The sequence below is a fragment of the Bradyrhizobium erythrophlei genome, assembly GCF_900129505.1.
Taxonomy (GTDB): Bacteria; Pseudomonadota; Alphaproteobacteria; order Rhizobiales; family Xanthobacteraceae; genus Bradyrhizobium; species Bradyrhizobium erythrophlei_D.
On record NZ_LT670818.1, the window covers coordinates 714,532 to 727,685 of the forward strand.

The following is a 13,154-nucleotide window of genomic DNA, read 5'->3' on the forward strand; positions in this document are numbered from 1 at the left end:
TCGTTGGGTCGGTTCGGGGATCGTCGTCTCGATAAAGGGGGGCGGCGTTCGTCGAATGCATGGTCGCGGGCAAGGATATCTGCCTGCGGCGGCTGGCGAAGGGTGTCCGGGCCCGGGAAGTACGGTTCAACCGATTTCTCGGCAATGCAAAGGTGACGACCGAACGGGTAATCGAAAGCTGGAGCGAGGGCACGGTAGCCGCAGTGGAAGGCCGCCATGTGCTGGCAATCCAAGACACCAGCGAAATCAATTTTGCCACGACTGCAGAACGCCGGCGCGGGCTCGGAGAGATCGGCCACGGCAATGGCCGCGGGGTATTGCTGCACCCGATGTTGGCAGCCGACGCCGAGAACGGCAGCTGTCTTGGCCTTTTGAGCGGTCAGGTGTGGACCCGCAAGGGGCGCCGCACCGTCTCACACGACCTGCGCGGCCTCTCGGACAAAGAATCGCAGCGCTGGATCGCTACGGCACTGGCAGCCAAACCGCTGCTGGCCAAGGCTGCCATGGTGACCGTACTTGGCGACCGCGAGAGCGACATCTTCGCTCTCTATGCCAGCGCAGCGAAACAGCAGTTCCATGTGATTGCTCGCAGCATGCACGATCGCAAGCTGGCGGATGCTTCCGGCCTGTATGCGGCCAGCGAGGCCATGGCCATCATCGAACAGCGTGCCATCGTGCTGCCTGCGCGGGCGCAGCGGGCTGAACGGGTCGCGCTGCTCGACCTGCGCTTCGGCGCGGTGGAACTGGCCAGACCGCAAACCAAGTTCCTGCGCCATTTGCCGAAAAGCCTGTCGCTGACCCTGGTCGATGTGCGGGAGGCCGCCCCTCCCGTCGGGATCGAGCCATTGCACTGGCGACTGCTCACGACGCATCCGGTGGCGACTGCAGAAGAGGCTTGGCGCATCGTCAAATGGTACAAACGGCGCTGGCTGATCGAGCAATTCTTCCGCATTCTCAAGACGCAAGGCTTCAGACTCGAAGACAGCCAGGTCGCAACCGCCGAACGACTTCTTAAGCTGGTTGCTATCGCAGCCAAGGCGGCGGTCATCGCTCTCCAACTCGTGCAGGCCCGGGATGGCCGTGACCATCAGCCCGTTCGGATTGCTTTCGATGCCGCTGAAGTCGCAACGCTCGCCGCCTTCAATCGCAATCTCGAAGCCCAGAGCAAACGGCTCAGAAATCCGCATCCGCCCGACAGCCTCGCCTGGGCTGCCTGGATCATCGGTCGGCTTGGCGGCTGGGATGGCTACCCATCGTCCAAACCACCCGGTCCAATCACCATGAAGCACGGCCTCGAATACTTCCACGCCGCCACCGCAGGATGGAGCCTCAGAGATGTGTGCATGCCCTAGGGCGAACGCCGGGACCCATAATCCCCGACGTCTGTTGTTGCAAAAGGCGTCTCACAGCAGTGCCAGACCGAGGGGGGCCGCGGCGCCGCGATGAGCGCAATTGCGCTCATCGCTGCGGTCCCGGCATTCGCCGGGACGACGAACTAAAGATTCAGATTTCAAACAGCCATTGAGACCGTCATTGCGAGCGAAGCGAAGCAATCCAGCTTTCTTGCTTGCTGCTCGATGGATTGCTTCGCTTCGCTCGCAATGACGTCCAGATATGCCTTCGCGATCTCGCCGCGTGTTTTGCGCGAGTCTTGCTATGCTCGTTCCGCCCTCTCCAATCAGAGGGCGCAGGGAATGCCGGGCGTCCGATGCGCCCGATAGCCGCGTGTGCAATGATAGTGGTAGAACGCACACGCGTTAGTCAGGTCACACCGGCAAACACCCGGCATTCCCCGCGCAATGGTTTACGGCTTATATCGAGCTCTCCCCGGCGATCGGGCTTTTTTGTCACCGTCGCCCCTGAAAAGCTTGCTTCTCAAGAGCTTAACGCCAGCGTCGAGGCGTCAGGACCACACGATTTTGCCGTCCGCCTCACGCGCCGTTCGTCAAGAGCGCATCAGCGTCCACCGCATCCCGCCCCGCGTCCGTGACGATCGCGAGCCGCCCCTCTGTGGGACGGGACGACGCAGATATAGAACTGATTTGCGACTTCTGAAAACCAGAATATCTTTCACCAAGGGGCTGGACAGGAAATCAGTGATTTGCCCGTCGGGTCGTTTCGCAGGGCGGCTTTCGGCGATTGAATCACATCCAAGCCGATGCCTTCAATCAGCAAACCAGACAACTGACATTTCCGAGATGACCCCCGAACCGGACATGGCGCGGACATGCCGGAATCGACGCGAATGACCCAATGCCGACTTCAAGAGCTTTGTGTTGTCGGCAATGAGGAGGACGTCAGATCGCGCAGTCATGGTGGTTACTTGTGCTCACTATAAAGTCCGCCGATATTGTGCGAGCTTCCAGGAGATCGCTCGTTTCCAAGCCCTGGCTAAACCAACCCCGAAGTGGCACGACAAGCATGTCCTCGGCACGACGCGTAGCCCGTCAAGCCGCCAGCAGCTCGTCGAGCAAAAAAAGCCCGGCTCAAGGCCGGGCTTTTCGTTCATTGGCGCTTGTCCTGACCGTGGCCTCCGCCACCGCCCGGTCCACCGCCACCGCGCGGTGCGGCGTTGATGTGCGGTGCGCCGCCGCCCTGCGGCATCGCGGGCGCTGCTGCGCGCGGGGCGGCCGGGGCCGGCATCTGCGCGCGTGCGTTCATCGGCGGGCCACCGCCGCCGCGCGCCGCATTGGGCTGCGTCATGTGGGGCGTGGCGCGCTCGATCCGCGGCGGAGCCGCACGCGGTTCGTCATGACCGCGGGCCATGATCGGCGGCGTCTGCGTGCGGGCGCGGGCCATCGGCTGCTCGCGCACGGCCGCTCTTGCGTTCTCGCGCGTCTGCGCGGCCGCGCGCTCGTGCCCTTCGCGCGCGCTACGCGTAGCAATGTCTTTCTCCCGCGTCACGCGTTCCGTCGCACCGGCGCGCGTCCGTTCCTCGACACGGGCACGCGACCTCTCCTCGACACCGACACGCGCCTTTGCCTCGGGGAGCGCAGTGTCGCGCGCTGCCGCCGCGCGGCCGATCCGGGCCGCCGAGCGGTCGATCGTCAACCGCGTCGCGAAACGCTCATGCGATTGCCAGTAGCCGCTCCAGTAGGCGCGGCGGTGATACCAGGGACGTCCCGCATAGTAGCTCGACCAGTACGAGGTCAGCACGAACGGCACGACGGGAACGTCGATCTCGTCGACATAGTCGGGCAGATAGACGTAGCGATTGCTGTAGAGATATTCGAGATATTGCGACGACACCCAGCCACGATCATCCGACGAGCTCACATCGCACCAGGCGGCGCCTCTGAGACACCCATGGATGTTGACACGGGCGCCGCCGGGAATGCGGTCGACCGTTGGAAAGCCTTCACCGGGCCCTGCCCTCAGGTTGACCGTGGTGGTGACGATGCCCGGCGCCGCCAGTGCGGCGGTCGGCATCAGCAGCACGGCTGCTGCGATAAACAATCCTCTCAGTTTCATGGCAAGTTCCTCCTCATGAGTTGGAACGCCGTAGCGAGACGGGCGTTCCCTTAGGAATGGTCGCGTTAGCCGAAAGATGCAGGCGTCTCGCAGGCGCGAGACGCGCCGCTCTTGTTTGTCATTCCGGGATGCGCCAACGGCTCGTCGCGTAGCGCCGCCCCATGACAGGCTCCGCACGCAGGCCCGCAATCCTTCGGGCCGGTACGCTGATCGAGGCTGCAGATCAGGCTGAGCGCAACGACGCTCGGGCCCCGAAGGCGATTTTCCCTCTCCTGTTTGCTTTTGCGGAGACCTGCAAACCGGCCTAAAATGAGTTTTTAGGCTGGTCAAAATGACCACTCTAGGCATCGCACTGATTGTCGCCGGCCTGACCGTTGTCTGCGGCAGCCTGATCTTGCTTTTGTTCACAAGACGCGAGCCCTCTCAGGAGTCCTTCGAAGAAGACCTAGATCGCATCGAGCATCACCTTGATGAAGCGCGCAGAGAACGTGGCGAGCTTTAGAGCAAGCCCCCCGAAGGCACTGAAAATTGGGCGGGCATCGGTTTATCGAGCGGTACTATCTGCGCCGTGAGGCAGTGGGAGCGAAATCGTGTTTGGCTGGTTTAAATCCGAGAGGCGGGAGCGGCGGAGGAAAATTAAGCTTGATCGCAAACACCTTGAAGCAAGGTCGCGGCGCTTTCTGAAACGCTACCTAAACGCAGATGAAACGCGAAAGCCTCAATTCTATCGGGCTGTCGAAGAGGCGTCTAAGCAATGTCAGCCAGTGAAATCAGGTTTACCGCCCCCCGAATTAGAAGATGCCCAAATCGCCGAAGCCACTTCCGGTGCAGCGATGAAAATGGTCTTAGGGCGTGAAGAGCGGGGTGCGCTGAAGAAAGATGAACGCATTTCCGACTTCGTCACCGACGCTTACGCTACCGTAGGCATTGCATACCATCGCGCAGCAGGTGTCTACACGATGGACAAAGAGATGCAGGAATTAGGAACTGCTGCTGTTCACCTTCTCACCATGGCGACCTCATACATGAGGGCGCAAAACGACTGACGGGCGAGTTCGGTTCCGAGGCCGTTCAGCGGAATCGTTGTTGATCTCCCCTTAATGTATCGCCAAACCGTCTTTGCGGGGTACAAGTTAGGATACCGCGACTTCCGCTGTTGGCACGAACCGGACCAACCTGACCGGTCTGACGACGTCCGTTGATCGGGGTAGACCGGAAGTGGCTGGCAGAGGATCGAAACGGCGCGATTGACCCATCTCGGACATGCCCGACAAAAATAAAGAGGGCCGGGACGAGCCCTAGGCCCTCTTCAACAATCGACGTTGCACCTTTGCGTCAGTCGTCATACTCCATCGAGATGTCCTGTCCAGTGTAGTCAGGCATGAACGACGCCGCCACAAGGCTTACGACCGCGCAAGCGGCGATGTAGACGGAAATCGCGTAGCCGGATTGATAGGTCGCGAACAGGGCCGTCGCAATAATGGGCGCCGGACCGCCAGCGATGACGGACGCGAGTTGATACCCCAGCGAGGCGCCGCTGTAGCGGAGCCGCGGCGTAAAGGCCTCTGCGATCAAAGCCGCCTGTGGTCCATATTGCATGTCATGCGGGATCAGCGACAGCACGATCGCAATGAACACCACCGATGGAATTGCGGTGTCCACCATTCCAAAATACAGGAAGCCGAACAGGCCCACCGTCGCCGCACCGATCAGATACATCTTCCGACGCCCGATGCGGTCGGAGATGTGGCCCGACAGCGGGATGGTGACGAACGAGACGCAAGAAGCAACCAGCACTGCGCTCAGGATCAGATTGCGCGACATGTGCAAGGTGCCGACCGCGTAGGCGAAGATGAATGCAGTAAAGATATAGAACGGCGCCTGCTCGGACACCCGTAGCAATGCCGACAGAATGATCTCCTTCGGATGCTTCTTGAAGACCTCGATGATGGGGGCCTTCTCGATCTTCTTGTTGTCCAGGAGCCCTTGGAACACCGGCGTCTCAAGGATGCCAAGGCGAATCCATAGTCCGACGCCAACGAGAATGATCGAGAGCGCGAAAGGAATTCGCCAGCCCCAAGTGTAGAACTGGTCACCTGACCATTGGCTGAATGCGAGGACGGCCAGGTTTGACAGAAACAGGCCACACGGCACGCCGAATTGCGGCCAGGAGGCCACCAGACCGCGGTGACCATGGGTGCGCGCCCACTCCATGGCGAGCAGCACCGATCCGCCCCACTCGCCGCCAACGCCGATACCCTGAATCATCCGCAACACCGTGAGGATGACCGCACCCCAGATGCCGATTGACGCGTAAGTAGGCACGAATGCGACGAGGAAGGTCGCGATACCCATGAACAGAAGCGTCGCGATCAGGGTCGCCTTGCGGCCGATGCGATCGCCGTAGTGGCCAAATATTGCGGCACCGATCGGACGGCCGACGAAGCCGATGAAATAGGTGCCAAAGGCGGCGAGCGTCGCCGTTAGCGGCTCTTCGTTGGGGAAGTAGAGCTTGCCGAAAACAAGCCCGGCGGCAGTGCCATAGAGGAAAAAATCGTACCACTCGATGGCGGTGCCGATGGTGGATGCGATGACCGCCTTGCGCAATTGCGCGCTATGATCGGATGCGGACAGCGTCTCGCGTGTGATTGCCATAGCCATTGCATTGTCCCCTTGGTTGGTTGTCTCCTTGGCTCTGCGCGAACCGGTTCTCAACGGTTAATTTAGAGTGGATGCTACAATCAGCTCACGGCAACTGAAAGGCGTCTCTCCGAAGGCACTCATATTGCTGCACCGCAGGAGAATTGTGCGAAGGTCTTGTTGTGGCACCAACCGGACCACCAGCGATGTCCGCAGTTCCGGTCGCTATCGGGTAAACCGGACATCGCACGGAATGTCATTTCGGCCGCGATTGACCCGAAGCGGGCATTGGGCGAGCGGCTACACCGTCTTGGTATTGATCTCGAACGCCTATAATATTCGTTTGCACCTGAGTGATGTTTCCGAGAACGGGAGACGTGGTCATGCTTGCAGGGCAACTCGCGCTGATCGTCGCCGCGCTTTTCGCCGGAGCGGCAGTCTATGTCAGTGTCGCCGAACAGCCCGCACGTTTGAGCCTCGACGATCGCGCGCTCCTCACCCAATGGAAGCTAGCCTACAAACGCGGGACCGCTATGCAGGCTCCGCTGGCCATCATCGGTTTCCTGTTGGGTCTAGCGGCATGGTGGCAGACCGGCCACTGGGCGTGGCTGCTTGGCGCCGCGATCCTTATTGCCAACTGGCCTTACACGCTCCTTGGCATCATGCCGACGAACAAAATACTCATGGCAACCGAACCAGCGAGCGCTGGGCCGGACAGCCGCGCCTTGATCGAGAAATGGGCCGTGCTGCATGCCGGTCGCACGGTGCTCGGTTTCGCCGCCATGCTGACCTTTCTCCGGGCATCGATGAACTGAGCTGACCCCCTCTTCCGAGACCGCCTCCCAGGTTGCTGCTGTCTGTTGTTGGGGGAAGAACGGACCTGGCTCTTTCCGAGATTGCCCCCGAACCGGACATGGCGCGGACACGCCGAAATCGACGCGAATGACCCATCTCGGAAGTCGTGCGTCAGAGGCAGCATCGCAAGTTTCCCGGAACGCCGGGTTTGGCGAGAGCGTGCGCCGCTGACCGCTCGTCATGGCGGTGAACCAAGGGCTGGCCCTCTCGAAAGATATTACATCCCATGTAATTGAGTTCATCGCCCGCACGGTTCATTTTCTTGTTCAACAGGAGAGAAGACATTCTCGATCCACGAGCTTGTTCGGTCTCTCAACGTTGATGAAAGGTCAAAAAAATGGAACGCTTTCCCATCTATACGATCGAATCGGCGCCCGAGCAGTCAAAGCCTGCGCTACAAAGTCTGAAGGCTGCATTTGGCATGGTTCCGAACATCGCTGGTGCGATGGCAACGTCCCCCGTCCTGATCAATAGCCTGGTGGGTCTCTTCCAGCGGGTTCACGGCGGTAGTTTCACGGAAGCGCAGATTCAAACCCTTCTTCTCACCAACGCTGTAACAAATGCCTGCTCCTGGGCGGTCGCGTTCCATACGGCGCTCGCGCTTAAGGAAGGACTTGATTCGGCAGACGTGAGCGCTATTCGCGAGGGTCGCGCGCCTAAAGACCGCCGGTATGCGGCGCTCTCGGCCCTGGCGAGGAGCTTGATTGAGAAGCGCGGACGACTCGACGATCGGGATATTGACCAATTCACCGACGCCGGATTCGGGAAAGATCTCGTGCTTGAAGTCATCGCGGTCGTTGCCGCCTCCACCATAACGAACTACACGGGCAGCGTCACAAAGCCGGCGTTAGACGCTCCGTTCCAGGCCTATACTTGGAATAATTACTTGGAATAATTGATGTACCGTTCCATGAACGAACTCACCACCCGCTGCAGGCACGCGCACCTGCGGTGGGCGATAGCCGCCGTTGCCCGGGTCATGCCTGGGACGTGCTGGACCAATCCGTCTTTGCACATCGCCGGAAGCGGGCACGGCCAATCGTTCGATGGTTTCATAGCAAGGTGGATTTGATGAAATCGCCGAATCTCCGAAAGACGACCAGCGAACTTGGCGTATTATTGCGTCATTGGCGCGATGTACGCGGGAAGAGCCAGCTCGATTTGTCACTCGACACCGGCGTGTCCCAAAAGCAAATCAGCTTCGTCGAGAGTGGACGGAGCGCTCCGAGCCGCTCGACGCTGACGGCGATTGCTCAGGCTCTCGATATTCCGTTGCGAGATCGGAATACCCTGCTACTGGCGTCCGGCTATGCTCCAATTTTCTCCGATAGTCCCTGGGACTCTATTGAAATGAAAAGCGTAACGGACGCTCTGAAGCGCATCCTGCGGCAGCACGAACCGTTTCCTGCATTGGTGATGGACCGATACTGGAACGTGCTCATGACCAATGAATGCACGCCTCGCTTCTTCAATTGTTTCATCGACATGGCTTTTCGCAAAGGGCCGCGAAACATGCTGCATCTGATGTTTGATCCCAACGGAATGCGTCCCTTCATCGCCAATTGGGAGGACGTTGCGAAGAGCTTGTTCGAACGTGTTTATCGGGAATCGATCGGTCGCGTCGTGGACGAGAAGACCAAAGAACTGCTCGCGGCATTGCTCGCTTATCCCGATGTGAATAGCGAGTGGAAGAACCCTGTGGCTTTCAGCTTCATGCCTGTGATCCCCTTGAGCTTTATCAAGGACGATCAATTGCTGAACTACTTCTCAATGGTAACGACTGTGGGTACCCCGCAGACGGTCGCGGCCCAGGAACTGCGTATCGAATGCATGTTCCCGGCGGACGAGACGACCGAGACCCGTCACAATGAATTAATGAGGGCTGCTCTGGCATAGAGTTGCACGAGCCTGCGGTGTGGCGCGAGTTACCGAAGGTGGCACGCTCGCCCATCATTGCCCTTTGATTTGATTCCGGTGATGTCGCAGTTTGGCAGATAATGTCGAAAAAGTCTTTTTAGGGTGGCAACTGAAATTTTCTAGAGCCGCTGATGCGTTTCGCGCGTGGCGATATGAGGGACCACATCGTTTCACGCAAAAGCGGCCATGGACCTTCGTAGCGCCACTACAGGGCCTTGCAGCGGCACGAATGTCCAAGAATCAACTTTCGCGAGATTTTCGGAGCAGCTCGATTTTCGACTTTTGCAACAATATCTGCCAACAACGGACAACCACGCTGCGGCTCGCTATTTCGTCGCTGTCTATCTATAGAATTGAATAATTACGAGAGGATGCAGAGAAAGGCTCTGCATTGCGTTCTCCGACTTTAACGCGACGGCGAATATTGAGGGCGGATTCGTTCTCAGTATTTCGACTATTTGACCCAGGCGGAAGTGGTTCCTGAGCACGACCCCGGCAGAGCATCTACCGAGCGGCCTTCTCCGGACCTCGCGCGGTGCCGTGGCGTTTCCGGTGTAGCTCTTCAAACAGGCGGATAATCTCACGCGAGCGATCTGATAGGATAATAACTATGTTGCGTTCGTCCTGCCGGGAACAAGATGCTGCCTCAGGCTTGGTAGCCAGCACCGTGTTGTACGGGTTGCCGAAAACAAATACCTTCGAAGTGCGCCAAATGATCCGTTCCAATTCCACGAATGTGCGCATCTTTAGCCGATACTTCCACAACACCAAGTGTTGAATGAAGTTCCACGTGAGGCCCCAGGCCCAGAATGGCAGTCGCCGATAACGGATCGGGTCGAAGCCGAGTCGGCGCATCTTGTAGACGAGAAGATTAGCGCCAACAAAATTGTAGCGCCAGTTGTCGAAGAAGACGGTGACGCTCAGGTAATCCTCTTTACGCCGACAATGATCCAACGACCCCGGTGAACGGATTAACAGGCTTCCTCCCGGCTTGAGCATCCGCCAGCAGCGCTCCAGCCAAGCGTCCAAGTTTTTGGTGTAGCCGATCGATTCTAGCGCATAGATGGCGTCAAAACTTCCACTCGGCAGATCGAGGCTGTCGAAGTCGGTGACGATCACCTGTCCACGCCCACCCAGTTCTGTAAATTTCCGGCGGCACATGTCCGCTTGCACGGATGAATTGGTCACGCACACAATTTTGATATCTCGCCGGCTGGCGAGGTAGTAGGCCGCCGCGCCAGATCCGCACCCGAGATCCAACAGCCGCATCCCGTCCTTCGGCGCCAGAAGAACGTATTCGGCATCGTAGGGACGCGAAAATGCGACGCGGGGGAAAACGCACGTGCTGTAGTTCGCTTGCTCGTCGCGATACGTGCCGAACACGTCATCATATGTACGCTTCTCGTCGTCGTGCTTGAGAAAGTCGCTCGGCTGCGGTGTCCACTCGATCAGTTGACGCTGCTCAAATTGATTCAACTCGTGGCCGATCTTGCTCGCGTCCTTGGGTTGAGTCACCAGGAGAAAAAGGGCGTAATGAAAAACGTTGTACGCTACGAACAACGCGATGACGATCGCCACGACCAACTGAAACGCCAGAACAATGTCCAAGGTTGCTCCTGTGACGGCTGAAACGCTCTGAAAGCGATGGATTCTCACGTCGATCAGTTAGCACCGTGCGTTATTATGCGATTTTATGCTCTTCTTGGGGAGCCCGGTAGAGGTAGCTCATTCCTCATTTTGACCCTCGGCCAGCCACTTCCGGTCTTCCCCGATCGGCGGACATTATTGAGCTCAATCGGCATGTCTTCAAATGTGTCATTTTTCGGACCTCACGCGACGTCTGCGTCTGTAATGCGCGCGCCAAAGCGGACGTCCGCCGACCATTCTGAATTCATGGGTTCACGGCTTAACCGCAGATCGCCTTCAGCGACGCCCATTCGTCGGCGGTCAGCAGCGGCGGCCCGGTCAGGGGCCGCTCCTCGCTCTTCATGCGCGCCAGGCGATCTTCCGTCAGCGGGTGGCTCGACAGGATGGTCAGGCCCTTGTCCTCTTCCTTGCCGGTGACGCGCAGCATCAACTCGCCCATCGCCTTCGGCGACCGGCCGAGCCGGTGCATCGTGTCGATCGAAAAGCTGTCGGCGTTCTGCTCCGCCTCGCGCGAATAGGACGACGTCACCAGCGAGCGCGAGGCGAAGATCAGGGCGCCCGATCCCGTGATGTCGCCGAACAGCAGGCCGATCAGAAACGAGGTGCCGCCATTGTAGATCAGGTTGCGCGTGCTGTCGCGATGCCGGAGGTGGCCGAACTCGTGCGCGAGCACGCCGGCGATCTCGTCGGGATTTTCCGCCCGCGCCAGCAGGCCCTTGAACACATAGACCGTGCCGCCGGGCAGCGCGAAAGCGTTGGGAACGGGCGTCGACAGCACGGCGGTTCGGACCGAGATGTCGAGCCCGGCCTCGTCCCTGACGCGATCGACCAGCTTCTCCAGCGCGGCCTGTCCCGCCGCAGTGCTGCAAACCCTGCCGCCGAACATCGCCTTGATCTGCCGGTCCGCGACCTCGCCGAGCCGCTGCTCGAACGCCTGCGGCACCAAAGGCGTCAGCCGATCGGCCACCAGCGGCACACCGAACAGCACCACGGCGACGATCGAAACCGCCGCGGCCACCGACCAGCCGACGATCGCGGCGACGCCATGCCGTCCCGGGACATTGTCATCCAGCCGATCGCAGCGGGCCACGAGCTCGGCCGCCATTGCCGCATCGCGGATTTCCAACCGCGCCAGTGCGGGCGCGGTCAGGCAGGTGACACGAAGCGTGCCGGGCGGGCTGTCGGCGCGGCGGATCTCCGCATAATTCCATGCGGTCACTTCCGCCGGCGACTCCCGGAGTTCGAGCCGATCGTTGAAGGCCAGCGACACCAGACGGCGCCGACTGGATTTGCCGTCGAAATAGATCGCGGCGCCGCCAGCTGCGGGCGCCGACGTATTTTCCATCCCGTTATCCATCGCTGCACGGGTTCATGCGCTAGAACCCGACTACGTCGAGCCCGTCGGCGAGGCCCTCGCCGACGGCGCTTGCCAGCTCGCCCCTGGCGGCGACGTCTGCCGCGGCATCCATGCCGTAGACCGTCGTCGCGCCGACCAATCTCACCCAGAGATCGCCCAACAAATAGACCCGCATTACGACGTTCAATGCCAGGATGAAGCCGAGATAGCCGATCCCCGCCAGGACCAGAATCGGAACGCCCCCCTGCAAATTGCCGGGGGTGAAAATCTTCGCGATCGGCGTGCCGGTAAGGCTCGCCACCGCGGTCGCGGAAAGAAAGAGATAGCCCATGAAAACGGCGGCCACCAGCAGGAACCAGCCGATTACTTTCCAGTAAAGGCCGAACAGCGCTCCGCGCGGCAAGGCCGATTCGAGCCGGACCTCGCCAAACCGGATGCCCGAGATCCACCAGCGCCATTCGACGGCTTTGAAGATGCCGTAGAGGAACGGCGCGCCAATCGGGATGAACAATCCCGCCGCGCCGGAAATAATTTTGGCGAGAGGCAAGAGTCCGGGAGACGATTTGGCCAGTGGGATGGCGAGTATCGGTACGAGAACCGTAACGACCGCCACCAGCCATATCCACAAGCCGCGCTTGAAGAGTTCGGAGCCGCGGCCTTCGAAACGGCCCTGCAGATCGCCGTAATGGGAATGCGCCATCTTGTAGCGCTCGAGCGCCGCCTCCCGCCATGGCAGGATCAGCCCGAGGGTGAGCGGCAACAGCAGCGTCCACAGCGCCGCCCGCGCCGCATAGGCCCACCCCGAACCCGTCATCCAGAACCGCACGCCGCGCCACGCCGTGCGGGTCAGGCGATAGCGGCGCGCCCGGTAGATCGCGAACTGTCCGAAGATATAAAAGAAGGCGACCAGGGGAAAACTGGCGAAAGCCTTGAAGCGTTCGGCTTCGAGGCCGACCAGAAAATAGGCCAGATAGACCGGCGCGACGATCGCGAGCGCGAACAGGAATCCGATCAGCAATTCCTTGCCGCGTCCGGTATATTCGAAGGCGTCGCCATCGACGCTGGTGTGCGACCACAGATGACGCCTGATGTCGGTGGCGAGCCAAAAACGATAAAATCCGACGGTGACGAGTTCGAGCAGCGCTCCCCGCGTCGCCAGCCGGCGGAATTCACCGCGCTCGCCGGAAAATGCAACCAAACCCGGCAGTGCCGGCGGCGTGACGAGCATCTGATTCATCGATCAATTCCATAAAAAATAGCGAAATCA

Annotated in this window: 11 protein-coding genes; 6 read left to right on the forward strand and 5 right to left on the reverse strand. The window is 59.9% G+C overall.

Annotated features, from left to right (window positions below; all coding sequences use genetic code 11):
* Positions 1-59 precede the first annotated feature (59 nt).
* Entirely contained in the window at positions 60-1,352 is a 1,293-nt protein-coding gene (locus tag B5525_RS03390) for an IS4 family transposase (protein ID WP_079564663.1), read from the forward strand.
* 1,153 nt (positions 1,353-2,505) lie between these two features.
* On the opposite strand, the gene B5525_RS03395 is transcribed toward B5525_RS03390, so the two are convergent.
* Positions 2,506-3,471, reverse strand: a complete 966-nt coding sequence (locus tag B5525_RS03395; RefSeq protein ID WP_079564664.1) for an SH3 domain-containing protein — start codon at positions 3,469-3,471, stop codon at positions 2,506-2,508.
* Positions 3,472-3,802: 331 nt separating this feature from the next.
* Between B5525_RS03395 and B5525_RS43545 the strand changes: the two genes are divergently transcribed.
* On the forward strand, positions 3,803-3,973 hold the full coding sequence (locus B5525_RS43545; protein ID WP_154073043.1) for a hypothetical protein: 171 nt from the start codon (positions 3,803-3,805) through the stop codon (positions 3,971-3,973).
* A gap of 88 nt (positions 3,974-4,061) precedes the next feature.
* Complete coding sequence (locus tag B5525_RS43550) at positions 4,062-4,517, forward strand: hypothetical protein (protein ID WP_154073044.1); 456 nt, start codon at positions 4,062-4,064, stop codon at positions 4,515-4,517.
* Between the two features lie 289 nt (positions 4,518-4,806).
* On the opposite strand, the gene B5525_RS03405 is transcribed toward B5525_RS43550, so the two are convergent.
* Positions 4,807-6,132, reverse strand: coding sequence for an MFS transporter (locus tag B5525_RS03405; RefSeq protein ID WP_197687897.1), 1,326 nt, complete (start codon positions 6,130-6,132; stop codon positions 4,807-4,809).
* Between the two features lie 362 nt (positions 6,133-6,494).
* Here B5525_RS03405 and B5525_RS03410 point away from each other — a divergent pair, with 362 nt between their 5' ends.
* The 3 genes from B5525_RS03410 (at position 6,495) to B5525_RS03420 (ending at position 8,862) form a co-directional block, all read left to right on the forward strand.
* Positions 6,495-6,926, forward strand: a complete 432-nt coding sequence (locus B5525_RS03410; protein ID WP_079572883.1) for a DUF1772 domain-containing protein — start codon at positions 6,495-6,497, stop codon at positions 6,924-6,926.
* Positions 6,927-7,303: 377 nt separating this feature from the next.
* Entirely contained in the window at positions 7,304-7,861 is a 558-nt protein-coding gene (locus B5525_RS03415) for a carboxymuconolactone decarboxylase family protein (protein WP_079564668.1), read from the forward strand.
* A 176-nt stretch (positions 7,862-8,037) separates the two neighbouring features.
* The gene (locus B5525_RS03420) at positions 8,038-8,862 is read left to right on the forward strand and encodes a helix-turn-helix domain-containing protein (protein ID WP_079564670.1); all 825 of its coding nucleotides are present in this window, start codon (positions 8,038-8,040) and stop codon (positions 8,860-8,862) included.
* Positions 8,863-9,387: 525 nt separating this feature from the next.
* Here the strand turns inward: B5525_RS03420 and B5525_RS03425 are convergent.
* The 3 genes from B5525_RS03425 to B5525_RS03435 all read right to left on the reverse strand — a co-directional run bounded on the left by B5525_RS03425 (position 9,388) and on the right by B5525_RS03435 (position 13,124).
* Entirely contained in the window at positions 9,388-10,491 is a 1,104-nt protein-coding gene (locus B5525_RS03425) for an SAM-dependent methyltransferase (RefSeq protein WP_079564671.1), read from the reverse strand.
* A gap of 298 nt (positions 10,492-10,789) precedes the next feature.
* A complete protein-coding gene (locus tag B5525_RS03430) occupies positions 10,790-11,875 on the reverse strand; it encodes a M48 family metallopeptidase (protein ID WP_079564672.1) in 1,086 nt (361 codons plus the stop codon).
* 31 nt (positions 11,876-11,906) lie between these two features.
* Positions 11,907-13,124: a DUF898 family protein gene (locus tag B5525_RS03435; RefSeq protein ID WP_079564673.1), complete on the reverse strand. Its 1,218-nt coding sequence runs from the start codon at positions 13,122-13,124 to the stop codon at positions 11,907-11,909.
* Between the last annotated feature and the right edge of the window lie 30 nt (positions 13,125-13,154).

What these genes read in the sequence shown, in the direction of transcription:
- B5525_RS03395 (WP_079564664.1), bottom strand. Translation starts at nt 3,471, where the DNA reads ATGAAACTGAGAGGATTGTTTATCGCAGCAGCCGTGCTGCTGATGCCG.
- B5525_RS43545 (WP_154073043.1), top strand. Translation starts at nt 3,803, where the DNA reads ATGACCACTCTAGGCATCGCACTGATTGTCGCCGGCCTGACCGTTGTC.
- B5525_RS03430 (WP_079564672.1), bottom strand. Translation starts at nt 11,875, where the DNA reads ATGGAAAATACGTCGGCGCCCGCAGCTGGCGGCGCCGCGATCTATTTC.
- B5525_RS03405 (WP_197687897.1), bottom strand. Translation starts at nt 6,132, where the DNA reads ATGGCTATGGCAATCACACGCGAGACGCTGTCCGCATCCGATCATAGC.
- B5525_RS03415 (WP_079564668.1), top strand. Translation starts at nt 7,304, where the DNA reads ATGGAACGCTTTCCCATCTATACGATCGAATCGGCGCCCGAGCAGTCA.
- B5525_RS03435 (WP_079564673.1), bottom strand. Translation starts at nt 13,124, where the DNA reads ATGAATCAGATGCTCGTCACGCCGCCGGCACTGCCGGGTTTGGTTGCA.
- B5525_RS03420 (WP_079564670.1), top strand. Translation starts at nt 8,038, where the DNA reads ATGAAATCGCCGAATCTCCGAAAGACGACCAGCGAACTTGGCGTATTA.
- B5525_RS03410 (WP_079572883.1), top strand. Translation starts at nt 6,495, where the DNA reads ATGCTTGCAGGGCAACTCGCGCTGATCGTCGCCGCGCTTTTCGCCGGA.
- B5525_RS03390 (WP_079564663.1), top strand. Translation starts at nt 60, where the DNA reads ATGGTCGCGGGCAAGGATATCTGCCTGCGGCGGCTGGCGAAGGGTGTC.